The following is a 17,779-nucleotide window of genomic DNA, read 5'->3' on the forward strand; positions in this document are numbered from 1 at the left end:
GGGAAAAAGAAAAAGAAGAGGAAAACTCAAGTGGCGTTCTAAAAGAGCACGGCATGGCAAAAGCCCGACAAAAGGGCATTAAACGCGCCGTTTTAAATAAAAGTGACAATCAGCTTAGAACTATTTTCTAAAAAAAGAGGAAGGTTACTAATGAACAGCAAAAAAATTAAATGGGGTATATCCGCTTTCATTTTTTTCATTGTTTGCGCCGCCCTTTTGACGATTGCTCCGTCTGTTTTTGCCAGTGAAGCCGATATGATCGTTCCTGATCTAAGCACGGCGACATTTTTGAATACCGATGGGCGCACCATGTTGACGTGGGGGATAGGGATCTGTATTTTTGGGTTTATTTTTGGTATGGTGCAGTATGTCCAGATCAAGAAGATGCCTGTCCATAAGTCGATGCATGAGATCTCCGAGCTTATTTTTGAAACATGCAAAACGTATTTGATCACGCAGGGAAAATTTATTTTGATCTTGGAGGCCTTGATCGGCATTGTGATCGTGGCTTATTTTGGTTGGTTGCGGCATTTTGAAGCCAACAAAGTCGTTATTATCCTTATCTGCAGTTTGGTTGGTATTGCCGGAAGTTATTTTGTGGCGTGGTTCGGGATGCGCATTAATACCTTTGCCAATTCGCGCTCGGCCTTTGCCAGCTTATCCGGTAAACCGTTTCCGGTCAGTGCCATTCCTTTAAAAGCCGGGATGAGCATCGGTATGCTTCTTATTTCAACCGAACTTTTTGTTATGTTGTGTATTTTGCTTTTCATTAATCCCGAATACGCGGGCCCGTGTTTTATCGGTTTCGCCATCGGTGAATCATTGGGTGCTTCGGTTTTAAGATTGGCGGGCGGTATTTTTACTAAGATCGCCGATATCGGTTCTGATCTGATGAAGATCGTTTTCAATATTAAAGAAGACGATGCCAGAAATCCTGGCGTTATTGCCGATTGTACGGGAGATAATGCCGGTGATTCTGTCGGGCCGACGGCTGACGGTTTTGAAACATATGGTGTTACGGGCGTTGCGCTGATCACCTTTATTTTATTGGCCGTTCACGGGCCGCTTTTACAGGCGCAGCTTTTGGCGTGGATCTTTGTCATGCGCTTAGTGATGATCATCGCTAGCGGCCTTTCTTATTGGATCAATGACATGATCTCTAAGGCGCGATACAGCCAGGCAACAGAAATGAATTTCGAAGTACCTTTGACCTCTCTTGTTTGGATCACCTCTTTGGTATCGGTTGCTTTGACATACGGCGTTTCGTATCTTTTGATCGCGCCTTTAGGTGACGGGACGATCTGGTGGAAATTAGCGTCGATCATTACCTGCGGGACAATGGCGGGCGCGATCATCCCTGAAGCGGTCAAGATCTTTACGTCGACCGATTCAGCCTATGTGAGAAATATCCTCAATTCTTCTCGTAAGGGCGGAGCTTCCCTGAACATCCTAGCAGGTTTAACGACGGGAAACTTCAGCGCTTACTGGATGGGATTTGCGATTTTATTTTTAATGTGGATCTCATATCAGGTAAGTATGTTAGGGTTAGATCAATTGATGTTAGCACCTTCCGTATTCGCTTTCGGTTTGGTGGCGTTCGGATTTTTAGGGATGGGGCCGGTCACCATTGCCGTAGATTCTTACGGGCCGGTGGCGGATAATGCCCAATCGATCTATGAGCTTTCTTTGATCGAAACAATTCCCAATATCAAAGAAGAGATCAAAAGGGATTTTGGGTTTGAACCGCAATTTGAAAAATCCAAATATCTTCTAGAGGCCAATGACGGGGCAGGTAATACGTTTAAGGCGACCACCAAGCCGGTTTTGATTGGCACAGCGGTTGTGGGCGCTACAACGATGATCTTTTCCATTATTGTTCTTCTGACAAATGGTTTAGTTGATAATATTGATAAACTCTCTATTCTATATCCGCCGTTTCTTTTAGGGCTGATGGCGGGTGGGGCTGTTATTTATTGGTTTACCGGAGCCACCATTCACGCGGTTACGTCCGGCGCTTATCACGCGGTTGCGTTTATCAAGGGAAATATAAAACTTGAAGGCGTTCAAAGAGCCTCAACGGAAGATAGTAAAAAGGTTGTTGAAATTTGCACAAAGTTCGCTCAAAAAGGAATGGTCAATCTTTTCTTGGCGGCCTTGTTCAGCACCTTGGCATTTGCTTGTTTTGATTCGTACTTTTTTATCGGATATTTGATTTCCATCGCGCTTTTTGGGCTTTTCCAAGCTATCTTTATGGCGAATGCCGGCGGAGCTTGGGATAATGCCAAAAAGGTTGTTGAAGTTGAACTGCGTGAAAAGGGAACGGAACTTCATGCCGCGACGGTTATCGGCGATACGGTCGGTGATCCTTTTAAAGATACATCGGCGGTGGCGATTAATCCGATCATCAAGTTCACGACTCTCTTTGGGCTTTTAGCCATTGAAATTGCTATTCAATTAAGCCGGACGATGAATTCGGTTTTAGCAGGTGTGTTTTTTGCTATTTCCGTTTTCTTTGTGCTTCGCTCATTTTACGATATGCGCATTGCGACCTCAAAGGATTAAAGAGGGAAATCTTATCAGTGATGTTGTCGCGGTTGGTTTGTCTAAAATTTCTCGACAGGGTTATAGGCTCCTGTTAGAATATTTTTACGATTTTAGAAAAGATCATTTTGTCATTTAACGAAAGGCAGATAGGAAAAGTGTTTTTAAGGCGCTGTCGTTTAGGAATTGCGGTATTAATTGTATCGTTGAGCTTGTCGCTGAGCGGTTGCGCCACCTTAATTATAGGAAGCATCGCTGCGGCCGGTGGTTATGCGATTAGTCAAGATACAATTCAGGGTGAGACAGAAAAGGATTTTGAAACCGTTTGGCAGTCGGCGGTTGACATTGTTTCTATTATGGGAACGATCAGTTCGCAAAGTCAGGAACTGGGAAGGATCTCCGGTATTGTCAACGGCGCGAAAATCACAGTTCATGTTACCCAGCTTACTTCCTCAACCATCAGAGTCAAAGTAAAAGCCCGCAAGGCCCTTTTCCCTAGCATCGCGAATGCCCAGAATATCTTTATCAAGATCGTTAACCGAGCCAATGAATAGGTTGGCAGGGGTGTGACAATCCTTAAAGATAACATAATTGACATCTGCATAAAGTTTGCTAGAATTGGTACGCCTAAAAAAAGATTTATTGCCGAGATAGCTCAGGTAGTAGAGCGCAGGCCTGAAAAGCCTGGCGTCCCCAGTGCAAGTCTGGGTCTCGGCACTTCTTTTGATCATCCCCTCGTTGAACTTTTCCTTAAAAGTATAAAATGCTGGCGTAGCTCAGTTGGTAGAGCAGCGGTTTCGTAAACCGCAGGCCGGAGGTTCAATTCCTCTCGCCAGCTTAAAATTTCATCGTTAAAAAGTAATAGAAAGGCTGTCGTGGATTTCTTCCGAAAAGATTCTTTTAAAACCGGATGGCTGATCGCGATCGTTATTGCTTTAACTTTTACGGCGTATTCTTTTATTTTGGGCGCTTCCTTCCGGCAGATCGACGATCGCGGATGTATCGTCGACAATGCGGATATCCGAAGCTTCTCTAATATCGGGAAGATCTTTAAAAAAGGATTTTTTGAGATCGACCATTCGTATTACCGCCCCTTGGTCCATTTAAGTTTCATGACGGAATACCATTTCTTTGGACTCAATCCTTTACCGTATTATTTAAACAATATTTTCCTGCACATAGCGAATGCGCTAATCGTCTTTTTTCTTTTTCGGTATTTCTTCAAAGATCTTGTGATAGCTTTTTTCGTTTCTCTGCTTTTTGCGATCCATCCTATCCAGTGGGAAAGCGTATCTAACGTTGCCGGACGATCTTCCTTGTTATGTTCCTTTTTTTATTTGAGCGCTTTTTTCAGTTTTTGCCTATTTCTCGACAGGAAGAAAATAGCGCTTTATGTTCTTTCTTTGCTGTTGTTCGCGCTGGCTTTATTGTGCAAAGAAATAGCCGCCGTATTGCCGTTTTTGGTCGTTTCCTATATTTTCTTTTTGGCCGACAGATCAAAAAAGACATTTCGTGAATTATTGCAATGGGCTTTACCGTTTTTTATCATCTTAGCTTTGTACTTTCTTTTGCGGCAGATGTTGGGGATCACCGAAATATTTCGCGTGCCCAAAGGTCAGGAAGTTTTTGCATTTACGACATTTTTAAGAAGCGTCATTACCCATTTAAGATTATTCTTATTTCCGGTCGATCTTTATTTCTTAAGATCCAAAGAGCTTTTTACCGATTTTGTTAACATAGAGTTTCTTCTGACCTTAGCGTTCTTTTTTGTGGTGGGCTTTGTTGTATTTCGATATTGGCGAAGGATGCCCAACTACTTTAAATTCTTTTTATGTTGGTTTTGGATAGAGTTATTGCCTGTCTCGCAAATTATCGGCGGTGTTGGCCCTCAGCCCGGTTACATTGCCACCTTTGAACATTTTCTTTATGTCCCTTCGATCGCTATTTTTGCCTCCCTCGTGTTTCTTTTTAAAAACATCATTCCCAAGACCGTAGATCTTAAGATCATTTCAAAGTCTTCCTGGATCGTTATCATTTCAGGACTGCTGATGTTTTTTTTCTTGATAACTATCAAACAAAACATTTATGTCAAAGATGAGATCCGGATGCTTAAGGAAAGTATTCGCTACAATCCAAATAGTTTCCAGATCCAGCAAAATTTAGGGATCATCCACGCGCGAAAAGGGTTATTCAAAGACGCGGGAGATTATTTTAAGAACTCTTTGGAGATAAATCCTGATAGCGTCGTTAGCCGCATTGCGCTCGGCAAAGCTCTTTGCGACCAGGGGCTTTACTGGGATGGTATCGGGGAATATGAGAAGATCCAAAATGCGGGGCCTGAGGCCGATCTATTGAAAAAAAACCTTCGCGCAACTTATGAATTTCTCGCCCGTCGATATAAGCAGGATATAGAAAAAGATCCCGAAAATCCCAAACTTTATTACAGTCTTGGTGTTGTGTATTCAAAGACCGAAAAGATGCCGGAGGCTATTGAGGAATACAAAAGATCTGTCGCTCTTGACCCGAATTTTAAGAATGCTCTTTTTAATTTGGGAACCGGCTACGCTATTTTAGGGAAATTTGACGATGCCGCTTTTTGGCTAGAAAAAGCTGTCAGCCTCAAAACGGAACCGAAAGAAGATCTGGATTATCAGGCCTTTTCGTATTTGTCTTTGATCTATGAAAAATTAGGGCAGCCTCAGAAGTCTGAGGCTGCCCTCAAAGAAAGCATCCGCCCCGGCTTGGCTCTGCCAGAAACTCAAAATGGCCGTAGTCAGGAAAAGTAAGAAAGTGATATAATAAGTTTCAATTTTCAAACATCAATAAGCGGTAATGCAATGGACAAATTTTTTGAAAACCTGAAAAATAAAGATTTCTTTTGCCTTTGGCTGGCGCAGATCATTTCGCAATTTGGCGATCGCGTCAACCAAATGGCCTTGATCGGCTTGGTGGCTGGACTTAAGCCCGGTTCGGCAATACACTTGGCGAAAATCTTATCATTTACCATCATCCCTGTTTTTATCGTCGGGCCTATCGCCGGTGTTTATGTGGACCGCTGGGACAGAAGGACCACTCTTTTTATCTGTGATTTTTTGCGCGGGCTTTTTATTTTGAGCATTCCGCTTGTTTTTATGATGAAGGGATCGATGATCCCTATTTATATTGTTGTTTTTCTCGCGTTTTGCCTGAGCCGCTTTTATGTCCCTGCCAAGATGTCTATTATTCCTGACTTGGTGGAAGAGAAAAATTTGCTTATCGCCAATTCCTTAATCAACACGACCGGCATGATCGCTTTTGTATTAGGTTGCGCGGTGGGCGGATTTATCGTTGAGAAAATCGGCGCTGACGGAGGATTTGTCACGGGGGCGGTAACGTTTTTCATTTCAGGGCTTCTTGTTTTTAAAATGAACGGAAAGCCGAAGCTAAGAATTAACCGGGACGAATTATTGGGGCTGGGAAAAGAAGTCGTCGGTGTTATTCAAAAATCTGTTATCGGAGAGATCAAAGAAGGAGTTTTGTACTTTCTGCAGCATAAAGAGATCCGTTTTATTGCCAGTATGATGTTTCTTCTTTTCGCGGCGGCCGGGGCTATTTATATCGTTATTATTGTTTTCGTTCAAAATGCGTTTAATACGGTCACCAAAGATCTGGGGATCTTGGCGGTATTTTTAGGGATCGGGCTTTTTGTCGGGTCGCTTCTTTACGGGCGCTGGGGAGAAAAGAGTTCGCAATTCAAGACCATCTTCTTTTGTCTTATTTTGGGCGGCTTAGCGCTTTTAGCTTTCTCTATCGCGGTGGAACATTTTACAAACCGTATTTTAGCGATCGCCTTAGCATTTATTCTGGGCCTGGTGGTCGGGCCTATCGTCATTGCGGCTAATACGATCGTGCATCAAGTTGGTGATGCAAAAATGCTAGGAAAGGTTTTTAGTTCTCTGGAAATTGTTATGCATTTAGCGTTTCTTTTGACGATGCTTCTAAGCGCGGCGGCCAGTGAATATATTGATGCCTTTTGGATCTTAGTTGCGTCAGGTTCGGTTTTTGTTATGATCGGTTTTGTCGGGATCTTACGGCATCGGGAAAACCAGAAAATTCCGGGAGTAGCATAAATGTTAAAAAACTTTGCGGTTTTTGCGTCCGGTCATGGAAGCAATTTAGAAGCGATCATTCGTGCTGTTAAAAAGGGAAGTATTAAAGCGCGTTTAGCCTTGGTTGTGTCGGACAAAAGCAACGCTTACGCGCTTACGCGCGCCAAGAAAGCGAATATCAAAACTCTTGTTGTGTCTTCAGAAAATTTTCCGGACCGCGAAAGTTTTGACCGGGAAGTTATTAAACATTTGAAAGATGAAAAGATCGACTTTATTGTTTTAGCCGGATTTATGCGCATTTTAAGCGCGGTTTTTATCAATGAATACCGCGATCGCATCCTTAATGTGCATCCCGCGCTTTTACCCAGCTTTAAAGGCGCGCACGCCATCAAAGACGCTTTTGATCATGGAGTGAAAGTGACAGGGGTAACGGTGCATTTCGTTGATGAAAAAGTTGATAACGGAGCTATTATTCTGCAGCAAGAAGTGAAAGTCTCGCCCAAAGATACCCTTGAAACTTTAGAAGAAAAGATCCATCGCGTGGAACACAAGCTCTATCCTCAGGCGATCAGTCTTTTTGTCAGAGACAAGATATCTGCATCGGGGCGAAAAGTAAAAACCGCTTAAAATCCTATTCCTTGATCTCGTTTATCAAAGACTTTCCGAACGAATAACTTTTTTCTTGGCGTAAGTCGCGAAGCTCAACCGTTAGAAAATCTTCGAATTGGTAGGTTTGAATAACGTGGGCGGCTATCTTGATGATCTCATCCGAAGGGGCATTTTGCGGCTTAAAGTCGCTTTGCGTATATTTGAATTTGATACGGTTAACGATTTGTTGTGCTAGAAAATTCGGCCAGATGATATCTTGCGGCCCCAGATGATCGCCCTGTTTATCATCTTTGATCAGCGGATTTCCGGAAGATTCGGTTAAAACTCTTTGAATATATTCCTCGTATGGTAATATCTGCGTCTGATATTTCTTAAAATCTTCCAAAAGAAAAGTATTCTTAACTTCCAATCCATTCCTTATATCGGCGATGACCAAGACGATAAAATCCGGCGGTTGTTGCGTATTAAAATAAACGCGGCCAATGGTGCTTAGGATATTTTGATAACTTTTAGTGAATTCTTCCGTGTAAACGGTGGTGATGCTGCTATTATTCGCGGAAGATCTTGTCACTGGAATAATGTCATATTCGAATAGAAAGTTCTTATCATCCAGCTTTCCGTTGATATATTGAACAGAAAACTGTGCGACGGAGGCAGAATTTGTCGATTGATTTTGGCCGGCTTTAATGGAGAGGATCTCTTGATCTAAAGGCAAATAGACCCAAAGAGTTTTTCCGGCTGTTTTTAAGACAGGGGAAAGATTGTATTCTTCGCTTGAGATTTTCAAGAATTGTTGCTGAGCTTGCGAGGGAAGGTAATTGGCTTCTTTGGTACTGCAACCGGCGCAAACAACAAATAAGAAAAAGAATCCAATGGGGATGAATTTTCTAAAAATAGCCATAAATTATATTTTGCCGCGAGAAAGCGGCTTAAGGTCGAATTTATTGAAAATAGATTCGATCTCGTCGTATTCTAATTCTTCTTTTTTGATAAGTTCTTGAGCGAAATATTCCAAAAGCTCTCTTTTTTCGCTTAAGATACCGGTAACTTCCTTAAGACAGCTGTTGAGGATTTCCTGGACATCGTTATTGAGAGTTGTCTTCATTTCCTCGGAAAGAAAAGAGGACGTTGAGGAATTTGAGAAAGCGTAGAAATCTCCGATTTTCCCTGAGCGGCCCATGCCAAAACGCCAAACCATATCATGAGCGCAATGCATGGCGGTCTGGAAGTCTCCAGCCACACCGCTGCCGGTTGTCCCAAATTTGATTTGTTCGGCGGCATAACTTGCCAAGCAAACCTTGATCGTTGCCAGCCAATATTCCTTGCTGTGAATATTGATCTCCTCGGCGGGGTGATGGGCTACAAATCCTAAAGAACCGCGGTGTGGGATAATAGTTGCCTTAATGACATCATCTGTTGGATGTGTTAAATAGCTGATAATGGCATGGCCGGCTTCATGATAGGCTACCCAAATTTTTTCTTTCTCGCTCAACTGCACGTTAGATCTTAATCCAAAAATAACGCGGTCATAGGATTCCGAGAGGTCTTTCATGGATACGGTCTCTCTTTTGTTGCGCAAGGCAACAATGGCGGCTTCCCGAACCATATTTTCAATGTCCGACGGAGAAAACCACAAAGCTTTCTGAGATAAGATCTTCGTATTAATGGCGGTATCGGCCTTGATCTTGGAGAGATAGAACTCAAAGAGGTCTTTGCGTTCTTTGAGGTTGGGCCGGCCGACATAAAGTTTTCTGTCGAAACGGCCGGCCCGCATAATCGCCGGGTCAAGTTCTTCTTCGGGAACATTGGTGGCGGCAATGACGACAATGTTATTTTCTTTCTGCCGCAAACCGTCTAATTCTGTAAGAAATTGATTGATGGTCGCGTTATGATCCATCGTTCCGCCGCCAAAACCTTTATCGGCCATACGCGGCCGGGCAAAAGAATCAATTTCATCAATGAAAATAATACATCCGCCTTCAATGTCAGCTAAAGCACGGGCTTCTTTAAAGAGAGTTCTAATTCTTTGAGATCCGACACCGATAAAAATCCCCACAAATTCACTTCCCACCGCCGATAAAAAGGGAAGTCCGGCTTCGGTGGCAATGGCTTTGGCAAGGTAAGTTTTCCCGCATCCCGGCGGGCCTACCAGCATTGTCCCTTTAATGATCTTTCCGCCGATAGCTTTTAGCATACGGCGGTCTTTTAAAAGCTCGACAAGTTCCCAAGCTTCTTTTTTGACTTGGTCCATCCCGATGACTTCGTTCCACTTGACGTTGACTTTGGCGGTTTTAATTCTTTCTTGGCCGATTTTGGCAAATCCGCCTCCGGCCACAAAATACATATTAACGAAAGCAAAGATAAAGGCCTGTACAACGCCGCCCAGCATAAAGATCACCAAATAAATGGACATTTGGGCCATCAATTGATTTTTGCTGAAAGACTCCATCCCTAAAAAGCTTTTGCTCCCAAAATAGATCATTAGGATCAGGATAAGAAGAATAGAGGATAGCCCGGCAATGATGGCGATTTTTACCCAGTAGAGCTTAAAGAGGACGGACAATTTATTCTTTTTCATGCGGTTAAGTCCTTTCGCCGGTTTTTTGGCGTTTTAAAGGGATCGATATTTTTTGGCGTGTATGTTGTTTATTTCGTTGGTTTTAAGAGTATCATATTGCGCTTACGAAGTCAATTGTCCGACGAAAGAAATTACCGCTTTTATCGTTTTCAAGGCTCAATAAACCTTGACTTTCAAAACAAACTGTGATATTTTGTCATAATATTTTACTGGAAAAATTAATAACGTTTGCAAAAAAGGAAATTGAAACATGTCAAAAATAAGCAAGATCCAAGGCCGCGAGATCCTTGATTCGCGCGGTAATCCGACGGTTGAAGTAGACGTTCTCTTAGAGTCTGGCGTTTTAGGCCGAGCGGCTGTTCCTTCCGGCGCTTCCACGGGTGAACATGAAGCCATCGAACTGCGCGACAAAGACAAATCCCGTTATTTAGGAAAAGGCGTCTCAAAAGCCGTCAGTAATGTCAATACGATCATGGCTGAAGCGGTTATTAAAAAAGAACCCGACTATAAAGCGATTGACAAAATCCTCATTGATTTAGACGGAACCGAAAACAAAGGGCGTTTAGGCGCCAATGCTATTTTGGGTGTTTCTTTGGCGGTGGCTAAAGCCGCGGCTATCGAGCACAAACAACCCCTCTATCGTTATTTAGGCGGAAACGATGCTAAAATCCTTCCCGTTCCTTTAATGAATATCTTAAACGGCGGGCTTCACGCGGACAACAATCTTGACATCCAAGAATTTATGATCGCTCCTTTGGGCGCTAAAAGTTTTAAAGAAGCGCTGCGCATGGCTACCGAGGTTTTCCACAACTTAAAATCGATCTTAAAATCGAAAAAACTTTCCACATCCGTCGGTGATGAAGGCGGATTTGCCCCGAATCTGACTAGCAATGAACAAGCCATTCAGCTGATTTTGGAAGCCATTTCAAAGGCGGGTTATAAGCCCGAGCAGGATGTTTTTATCGCCTTAGATGTCGCCTCTTGCTCTATTCTTGAAAACGGAAAATATAATTATGACGGCAAAAAGCTTTCGGCGCAGGAATTGGTGGATGTTTATGCTCAGATGGTCAAAAAATATCCGGTCATTTCCATTGAAGACGGCTTAGAAGAAAATGATTGGGACGGCTGGCAAGAGATGACCCAAAAAATCGGCAATGACCTTCAGCTGGTTGGCGACGACCTTTTCGTGACCAATGTTAAGCGGCTGGCGGATGGCATTAAAAGGAAGGTAGCGAATTCCATCTTAATCAAAGTTAATCAGATCGGAAGCCTCTCTGAAACATTAGATGCCATCAAGCTTGCTAAAGATAATAAATACACATCGATCATTTCTCACCGTTCCGGCGAAACGGAAGATACGACCATCGCGCATTTGGCGGTGGCGACTGGCGTCGGACAGATCAAGACAGGATCGCTATCGCGAACTGATCGCATCGCTAAATATAACGAACTTTTGCGTATTGAAGAAGAATTAGGCCCTAAAGCCGTGTACGCTGGCCCGTTATGGGGAAAAATTTATTAGAGCTATCAGTCGTCAGTCCTCAGCCATCAGCCTTTGCTGAAGACTGAAAGCTGAAAGCTGAAAGCTAAGATGTTAAAAAATGCTTTCTGGCTTTTTACGGTTGCGGCGATCTTACTTGTGGTCTTTTTGCCGTCGTATACAAAGATGCAAGACTTGCGGCAAAGAAACGCTGATTACGCCCAGCAGATGCAACATTTAAAAGAAGAAAACAAATACTTAACGGAAGAAAAGCGGCGCTTAGAAAAAGACCCTGTTTATTTAGAGAAGGTTGCGCGCGAAAAGATGGGGATTGTCCGCGACGGCGAAGTGGTTTATAAGATAACGCCGGTTCAGCAAAATAAAGTTGTAACGCCGAAACAAAGATAAAATTTATTCAGCACCCATATCGCGGGGTGGAGCAGTCCGGTAGCTCGTCAGGCTCATAACCTGAAGGTCACAGGTTCAAATCCTGTCCCCGCAACCAACTTAACCCTTTGTAGGCCTAGCGCTTGCAAAGGGTTTCGTTTTTGTGCCTTCCGTCAAAATCCCGCCGTGCTAGCACTGTGCTAGCAAAATAAATTTTCCTTCGGAATCAGTGGAGCCAATTACCCATTGTTTGATAATGGTGTATTATGTTTGAGGATTTTGGTATCATTGAATAAACCGCATTAACGAAAATGTGAGGACGATTTGATCAGGGCAGGAGTTTTAACCAAAAGAGAGAAGCTTTGTTTAAAGTATCGCTGGGAGTTCTTGAGAAGAAACAGGGAATACCAGAAAGACTACCGCTACATCACTATAAATCTTAAAGTCACAGATATTATCCGCAATCAATATCCGAAACACCTTGTTGATGAGGCCTTAAGTATCCTTTCAAAATGGGATTTATTAAATCTTATCCCTCCCGGGTTGTCATTCAATGCTCTTCTTGAAAGTGACAAAAAGCTAAAGAGTTTTCACATGGATTCCTTGTTTGTGAATGATTTTGCCATTGATATGTATGACTCTCCGGATTCCTTGAGCCCAAAGGATCTCTACATTAAAGGTTCGCTGGTGAGGATATACGTTAATATGAGATTTCCTAAAGAGAAAATACTCGACGAGTTTGAGCTGTTAGTCGATAAGTGGCAGAAGCCATTGAAAAAGATGATGAAGAAAGTTTTTCATGATAAGCCGGAAAAAAGATTGCAGATCAGTCAATATGAAAAGTACTTAAAAGTGTATGATTCTCATAGAAAAGGAATGTCCATGGCCCAATTGGCCAAGAAATTTTATCCCGGCTATATCGAATCATCAGGGAAAGACTATGCTGAGCGAAAAGTTTTAAGAGACATTAACGGCTGTCTGCGTTTGATTCACGGAGGGTACAAACAAATAAGGTAACCACCTTGTTTGTCAATGACACACGTTGTTTGGTCAAGTAAAGTGATCCTGTAACCACAAGTTGCAGGATTTTTTTATTTTATCGAGGAGGAAGTGATGATCAAGCTAACAGAAATTGAGATTGTGCCAGTAAGACCCAATAAGGGGTTGGTTGCATTCGCGTCGTTTATTCTCAATGATTCGTTTTTTATCGGCGATGTGGCCATTTACACGCGCATCGATCAGCCCGGATACAGGCTGGTTTATCCGGTGAGATATTTAGTCACCGGATTAAGAGTCCATTGTTTTAAACCGATTCATAAATCGGCGGCGGATGATATTGAAAACCAAGTCAGCCGTTACTATGAAAACTTGATTGAGAAAGCGAAGAAGACGGAAGGAACACCTCATGATCGATTATCAGAAATTGATTAAGAATGTGCCCGATGAATTAAAGAAGTTGCCCAATTGGGTCGGGTGCAAGATTGTGCCCAGCAAAGACCGGCCGGGTAAGACCGATAAAATCCCCATGAATGCCTTGACCGGCGCCCACGCTAAGTCCAACGACCCCTCCACGTGGACAGATTTTGAATCCGCATTAGATTTATCCATTCAACGTAAATACGATGCCATTGGTTTTGTGTTTCGACCACCGTATGTCGGTGTTGATTGTGATGAATGCCGCAAGGATGGAAAAATTTCTGATAAGGCGCAAGGCATTTTAAAACGGATTAACTGCTATACAGAAATTTCTCCAAGCGGCACAGGCGTTCATTCGATTTGTAAAGGAGAAATTAGCCGGGCCCTCAATCAGTCAAAGAAGGGTCTGGAAATTTATACTAACGGCCGGTTTTTTACCGTCACTGGCGATCGATTAGAAGAGTACCCAGCAGTAATAGAAGATCACACAGCATTCTTAAATCAGTTAATCGAGGAATATTCACCCGCCAAGTCAAAGACAAAAAAATCGTCAAAGAAAAGTCATCGAAATACGGAAGAAGTTTTAAAAGCGATTGCCCAAAGCAAAGACGCGGATAAGTTCAGTCAGCTTTTTAACGGAGAATGGAAAGACAATTATGGATCGCAGAGCGAAGCAGATTTGGCGCTGTGCGGCAAATTGGCGTTTTGGACGGCGCGGGATCCGGCGCTCATAGATTCCATCTTCCGGCAATCGAAATTGTTTCGAGAGAAGTGGGATACAAAACACTATGCCGATGGCCGGACCTATGGCCAAGGTGTGATTGATGAGGCGATTAGTGGTTGTGATGAAGTTTTCACCTCAGCAAGACCAAAAATTTCTCAAGGCGAGATCATCACAAAAGAATGCGAAGAGCTCATCAAAGATTGCTTTCGCGATCAACAAGGGAGTTTCTATGTGGTGTTACCGATTAATCAGCATTTGGAAGTTTGCCAAACCAAAAGCACAAGATTCCGCAACTGGATAGCGAAAGGTTATCGCGCCAGACACAAAACCCCGCCTAATAGCGAATCCATTAATCAGGCCATTATTCAGTTGGAAGCCAAATGCGAAGACTCACGGCAAATCGAGCTTTTTAACCGTGTGGGTCATTACGGTGGAGCGATTTATTTCGACTTAACGACTCCGGATTGGCGGGGTGTACGCATTACGCCAAGCGGATGGGAGATCATTTATCTGCCGCCTATTTTCCGTCGTTATAGTCATCAAAATGAACAAGTCATGCCGGTATTAGGCGGCGATCCGAAAGACATCCTCCGGTTTTGTAATCTCAACGAGGATGACCAATGTCTTTTTATCGTGACTACGGCCACCTATTTTATTCCCAACATTCCTCATGTGATCATCAGCCAAAACGGTGAACAGGGGAGTGGAAAATCCTACAACAGCCGCGCGATCAAAAGGCTGGTTGATCCTTCCAAAGTTGAATTAATCTCTTCGCCCAAGGACCTCGAACAAGCACAAATGACTGCGGACAAACATTGGGTGAGCGCGTTCGACAATCTTTCCAAAATTATCGAGTGGTTCAGCGATTTTCTCTGCCGAGGTGTCACCGGCGAAGGCGACATGAAACGCAGCCTTTATACCAATGATGATGAATTTATCCGGTCCTATCGCCGCTGTTTCGTCATCAATGGCATCGGTAGTTTGATGTGGCGGCCGGATTTACTGGATCGTTCCATCCTCTTCGATATTCCGATTTTAAAAGATGGTCGCTCCGAGGAGCAGATTAACGAGGAATGGAGAAATGCTCTGCCGGGTATTTTAGGGGGTTTCTTCACCGCTATCTCAAAAGCCATGAATCATGTGAACAGTGTCACTGGTCATGAAAAATTCCGGATGGCCGACTATGTGCGCTGGGGCATGACGCTTGCGGATGAACTTGGATTTTCTCGTCAGGAATTCTTAAATAATTATAAGGAATCGGTTGACCATAAATGGGAAAACACGGCTGAGGAGAGTTCGTTAGTTAAGAGGTTGATGACTTTAGTCATGACCAATAACGGCGAGTGGTCAGGATCAACAGCAGAGTTGTTGGAGAGGATCACCCCGGAGGGAATAAAGGACAAAACCCTTCCTAGCACGGCCCGCTGGTTATCGAGCGAGTTGATGCGCATTGCCCCGGTTATGCGTAGCACAGGGATTGATATTATTCGTTTACCTAAACGGGAGCCCGGGACAGGGCGGCGCCTTTTTGTTTTGCGTAAAATTGACAAAAAAGTCTGTGAGATGGGCTGTGAGCAGGGTGTGAGTAGCAATGATCAAAACGAGTCAGCTCACAGCCTTTTTGATAAAAGACCGTTTTAAAGTGTGAGTACAAAAATCTGCTCACGCTCAACTCACAGCATTGTTCACAGGGTTAAATGTTTAAAACACAACTGGTTAAATGAAAGTGTGAGCTGTGTGAGGCTAATTTTCTTTAGGAATAAAAAATAAGAGAAAAGAGGCTCACACGACGGGCAAAAAGGAGCGGAAGGGCGGGGTGTAAGGATGGGATTCTTAGCTTCACAACGTTCACAAATAAAATGGGTCCTTCCAGGGGGGTGTGGGGATGAGGGTCGGGCGAGGCGCATGTTGTCAGTGATACAAAATTTTAAAAAAGTGATGTCATGTCCATGAAATTGGCAAAATCGTTGTTGATGGTTGTTGTTCGTCGCTGTTGGTGCTTATTGTTTCATATTGTTGATGACGGATTCGGACATTGAGTGACATCAAAAATGTCCGAATGTCCTATTCAAAGAAAGGAGATGTCGCAATGCAGACAGATGAGTTGATCACGGTACAAGACTTGGCCAAGCGGTTAAACGTTCCGGTCAGCTGGATTTACCAGCGGACAAGGCGCGGACAGCACAGCATTCCGCATATCAAGCTGGGCAAATATGTGCGCTTTAACTGGCTTCAGGTTGTTCAATTTTTGCAGGAAAATAACCAGCGTTAAAGTCGACGAATGCCTTGAAAAGGGCGCAACTTATGGCACAATACGCCCCCTATTGGATGTGGTTTAATGTTGGTTAAGGATGTTCAACTATGGCTCAAGGTAGTATTGTAAAACGATGTAAGGTTTGCCGACGGGAAGGCAGGAATCAATTTGAGGCCTGCGCTCACGCTGAGCGGGTCTATGCCATTTCTTACCGCGTTGGCAGTAAATCGATTTTTAAAACCGTCGGTCCCAACAAAAAAGAAGCCGAAGCGGTCCTTGCCAAGACGCTTTCTGAGGTCAATAACGGAACGTTCTATCAAGCAGAGGAAATTTCGCTAAACGACTTTGTCGACAAATGGCTCGATGAATACGCCGCGCCCCGGATCAAAGCCAATACGCTTTACAAATATAAAAATGCCCTTCAAACGCACGTGCGTCCAGCTTTGGGCCATCACTATCTTTCCAAAATAAATCAGAACGATATCCGGGCGCTTATGTCGAAGCTGATTAAAATAAAATCAGCCAAGACGTGTAACAACCTTTTGACGATGTTAAAGACGATCTTTAAATACGCCCGCCGTTGGGGCTATATTCGGATCAGTCCGACCGAGGATGTTGATAAATATCGTGTTGAACGGGAAGAAATGGATTTCTTGCGTCCGGAGGAGATAACGTTGTTACTCAAGCATTGCCGCGAACCGTTTAAAACATTTGTGTTAACCGCCGTCTTGACCGGCATGCGTAAGGCTGAGCTTTTAGGATTGCAGTGGGGTGACATCGATTGGAACAGTAGCACGATCTTTGTCAAAAGAAGTTTGAAATATCGGTATGAAAGTAAAATTAACGGCGAGAAGAGTTGGTATTTCGACACGCCTAAAACGAAATATTCTGTTCGGCCAATATCGATGTCACCGCGGCTCAAGGAAGCTTTGGAGATTCACCGTATTACCGCACCCATCAATGAATCTGATTTAATTTTCGTAAATAGCGCAGGCAGTCCGTTAGATCCGGATAATACGATCAAAAGAGAATTTCAACCCGCACTTCGAATGGCCGGTCTACGCATCGTTCGCTTCCACGACTTACGTCACACCTACACATCCCTTCTCATCGCCCAAGGGGAGAACATCAAATTCATCCAATCCCAACTCGGCCATGCCTCAATCCAAACCACCATGGATCGTTACGGTCATATCCTGCCGAATACCAACAAAGGAGTTGGGGAACGGTTGGATCGATTGGTGTTTGGAGAGGTTCCCCAGGCACCCATATCCCAAACATCTTCGGTCATTGAATAAATACAATGTTCTATATTATGGAACAGTTGTCTTATTTTTTGGGACGGACAACTCGATTGACCAACGGGCCATTTTGTGCTATAAGGTGCTATACTCCTAATCGTGAAAAAATAAACATTTCAAGGAGTTCTATCTATGGAAATTGTTAAGAAATTAGAGTTGTATCGTTTAGAAAACAAAATCACCCAAGAGGAACTAGCAGAGGAGCTGGGTGTGGCCTTTTCCACCGTCAACCGCTGGTTTAACAGCAGGACAGTTCCCAGTCAGATCCAGCAGTATCATATTGAAAAATATTTGAATAAAAAGGTTCGAAGAAAATAAAAGTATTGCAGGTTTTTATTTATAGGATAGCCAGAGTCACAGCTAGAGTGACAGCCAGAGTCCAGTACCAGTTCAGTACTAGA

General features: G+C 43.5%; 15 protein-coding genes and 3 tRNA genes. 16 read left to right on the plus strand and 2 right to left on the minus strand.

The window, feature by feature from the left end; all coding sequences use genetic code 11:
• Positions 1-150 precede the first annotated feature (150 nt).
• The 7 genes from WC676_02685 (at position 151) to purN (ending at position 7,256) form a co-directional block, all read left to right on the plus strand.
• Positions 151-2,562, plus strand: a complete 2,412-nt coding sequence (locus WC676_02685) for a sodium-translocating pyrophosphatase (GenBank protein ID MFA5059513.1) — start codon at positions 151-153, stop codon at positions 2,560-2,562.
• A gap of 107 nt (positions 2,563-2,669) precedes the next feature.
• Entirely contained in the window at positions 2,670-3,095 is a 426-nt protein-coding gene (locus WC676_02690; GenBank protein ID MFA5059514.1) for a DUF3568 family protein, read from the plus strand.
• A 90-nt stretch (positions 3,096-3,185) separates the two neighbouring features.
• Positions 3,186-3,258, plus strand: a tRNA-Phe gene (locus WC676_02695).
• Between the two features lie 48 nt (positions 3,259-3,306).
• Positions 3,307-3,379: transfer RNA gene (locus WC676_02700), tRNA-Thr, on the plus strand.
• 37 nt (positions 3,380-3,416) lie between these two features.
• On the plus strand, positions 3,417-5,327 hold the full coding sequence (locus WC676_02705; GenBank protein ID MFA5059515.1) for a tetratricopeptide repeat protein: 1,911 nt from the start codon (positions 3,417-3,419) through the stop codon (positions 5,325-5,327).
• 51 nt (positions 5,328-5,378) lie between these two features.
• Entirely contained in the window at positions 5,379-6,650 is a 1,272-nt protein-coding gene (locus WC676_02710) for an MFS transporter (GenBank protein ID MFA5059516.1), read from the plus strand.
• Positions 6,651-7,256 (plus strand): phosphoribosylglycinamide formyltransferase, encoded by a 606-nt coding sequence (purN, locus tag WC676_02715; GenBank protein ID MFA5059517.1) that lies wholly within the window; start codon positions 6,651-6,653, stop codon positions 7,254-7,256.
• A gap of 4 nt (positions 7,257-7,260) precedes the next feature.
• Here purN and WC676_02720 read toward each other — a convergent pair whose 3' ends face one another.
• Positions 7,261-8,139: a hypothetical protein gene (locus WC676_02720; GenBank protein MFA5059518.1), complete on the minus strand. Its 879-nt coding sequence runs from the start codon at positions 8,137-8,139 to the stop codon at positions 7,261-7,263.
• Between the two features lie 3 nt (positions 8,140-8,142).
• Complete coding sequence (locus WC676_02725) at positions 8,143-9,816, minus strand: AAA family ATPase (protein MFA5059519.1); 1,674 nt, start codon at positions 9,814-9,816, stop codon at positions 8,143-8,145.
• Between the two features lie 250 nt (positions 9,817-10,066).
• On the opposite strand from WC676_02725, the gene eno reads away from it, so the two are divergent.
• The 9 genes from eno (at position 10,067) to WC676_02770 (ending at position 17,696) form a co-directional block, all read left to right on the plus strand.
• Entirely contained in the window at positions 10,067-11,338 is a 1,272-nt protein-coding gene (gene eno / locus WC676_02730) for a phosphopyruvate hydratase (GenBank protein MFA5059520.1), read from the plus strand.
• A 69-nt stretch (positions 11,339-11,407) separates the two neighbouring features.
• The gene (locus tag WC676_02735; protein MFA5059521.1) at positions 11,408-11,704 is read left to right on the plus strand and encodes a septum formation initiator family protein; all 297 of its coding nucleotides are present in this window, start codon (positions 11,408-11,410) and stop codon (positions 11,702-11,704) included.
• Between the two features lie 20 nt (positions 11,705-11,724).
• A tRNA-Met gene (locus tag WC676_02740) sits at positions 11,725-11,801 on the plus strand.
• Positions 11,802-12,007: 206 nt separating this feature from the next.
• Positions 12,008-12,700, plus strand: a complete 693-nt coding sequence (locus WC676_02745) for a hypothetical protein (protein ID MFA5059522.1) — start codon at positions 12,008-12,010, stop codon at positions 12,698-12,700.
• A gap of 96 nt (positions 12,701-12,796) precedes the next feature.
• Entirely contained in the window at positions 12,797-13,114 is a 318-nt protein-coding gene (locus WC676_02750; protein ID MFA5059523.1) for a hypothetical protein, read from the plus strand.
• Positions 13,089-15,464 (plus strand): hypothetical protein, encoded by a 2,376-nt coding sequence (locus tag WC676_02755; GenBank protein MFA5059524.1) that lies wholly within the window; start codon positions 13,089-13,091, stop codon positions 15,462-15,464. Before WC676_02750 ends, WC676_02755 begins: the two co-directional genes overlap by 26 nt.
• A 394-nt stretch (positions 15,465-15,858) precedes the next feature.
• Positions 15,859-16,095, plus strand: coding sequence for a helix-turn-helix domain-containing protein (locus tag WC676_02760; protein ID MFA5059525.1), 237 nt, complete (start codon positions 15,859-15,861; stop codon positions 16,093-16,095).
• A gap of 89 nt (positions 16,096-16,184) precedes the next feature.
• The gene (locus WC676_02765; protein ID MFA5059526.1) at positions 16,185-17,375 is read left to right on the plus strand and encodes a site-specific integrase; all 1,191 of its coding nucleotides are present in this window, start codon (positions 16,185-16,187) and stop codon (positions 17,373-17,375) included.
• Positions 17,376-17,510: 135 nt separating this feature from the next.
• Positions 17,511-17,696, plus strand: coding sequence for a helix-turn-helix transcriptional regulator (locus WC676_02770; GenBank protein ID MFA5059527.1), 186 nt, complete (start codon positions 17,511-17,513; stop codon positions 17,694-17,696).
• The last annotated feature ends 83 nt before the right edge of the window (positions 17,697-17,779 follow it).

It is taken from the genome of Candidatus Omnitrophota bacterium, from assembly GCA_041649175.1.
In the GTDB taxonomy this organism is placed as follows: Bacteria; Omnitrophota; Gorgyraeia; order Zapsychrales; family JBAZNR01; genus JBAZNR01.

Coding starts and splice junctions, on each gene's coding strand:
- WC676_02750 (MFA5059523.1), top strand. CDS start 12,797: ATGATCAAGCTAACAGAAATTGAGATTGTGCCAGTAAGACCCAATAAG.
- WC676_02685 (MFA5059513.1), top strand. CDS start 151: ATGAACAGCAAAAAAATTAAATGGGGTATATCCGCTTTCATTTTTTTC.
- WC676_02765 (MFA5059526.1), top strand. CDS start 16,185: ATGGCTCAAGGTAGTATTGTAAAACGATGTAAGGTTTGCCGACGGGAA.
- WC676_02755 (MFA5059524.1), top strand. CDS start 13,089: ATGATCGATTATCAGAAATTGATTAAGAATGTGCCCGATGAATTAAAG.
- WC676_02725 (MFA5059519.1), bottom strand. CDS start 9,816: ATGAAAAAGAATAAATTGTCCGTCCTCTTTAAGCTCTACTGGGTAAAA.
- eno (MFA5059520.1), top strand. CDS start 10,067: ATGTCAAAAATAAGCAAGATCCAAGGCCGCGAGATCCTTGATTCGCGC.
- WC676_02770 (MFA5059527.1), top strand. CDS start 17,511: ATGGAAATTGTTAAGAAATTAGAGTTGTATCGTTTAGAAAACAAAATC.
- WC676_02735 (MFA5059521.1), top strand. CDS start 11,408: ATGTTAAAAAATGCTTTCTGGCTTTTTACGGTTGCGGCGATCTTACTT.
- WC676_02710 (MFA5059516.1), top strand. CDS start 5,379: ATGGACAAATTTTTTGAAAACCTGAAAAATAAAGATTTCTTTTGCCTT.
- purN (MFA5059517.1), top strand. CDS start 6,651: ATGTTAAAAAACTTTGCGGTTTTTGCGTCCGGTCATGGAAGCAATTTA.
- WC676_02720 (MFA5059518.1), bottom strand. CDS start 8,139: ATGGCTATTTTTAGAAAATTCATCCCCATTGGATTCTTTTTCTTATTT.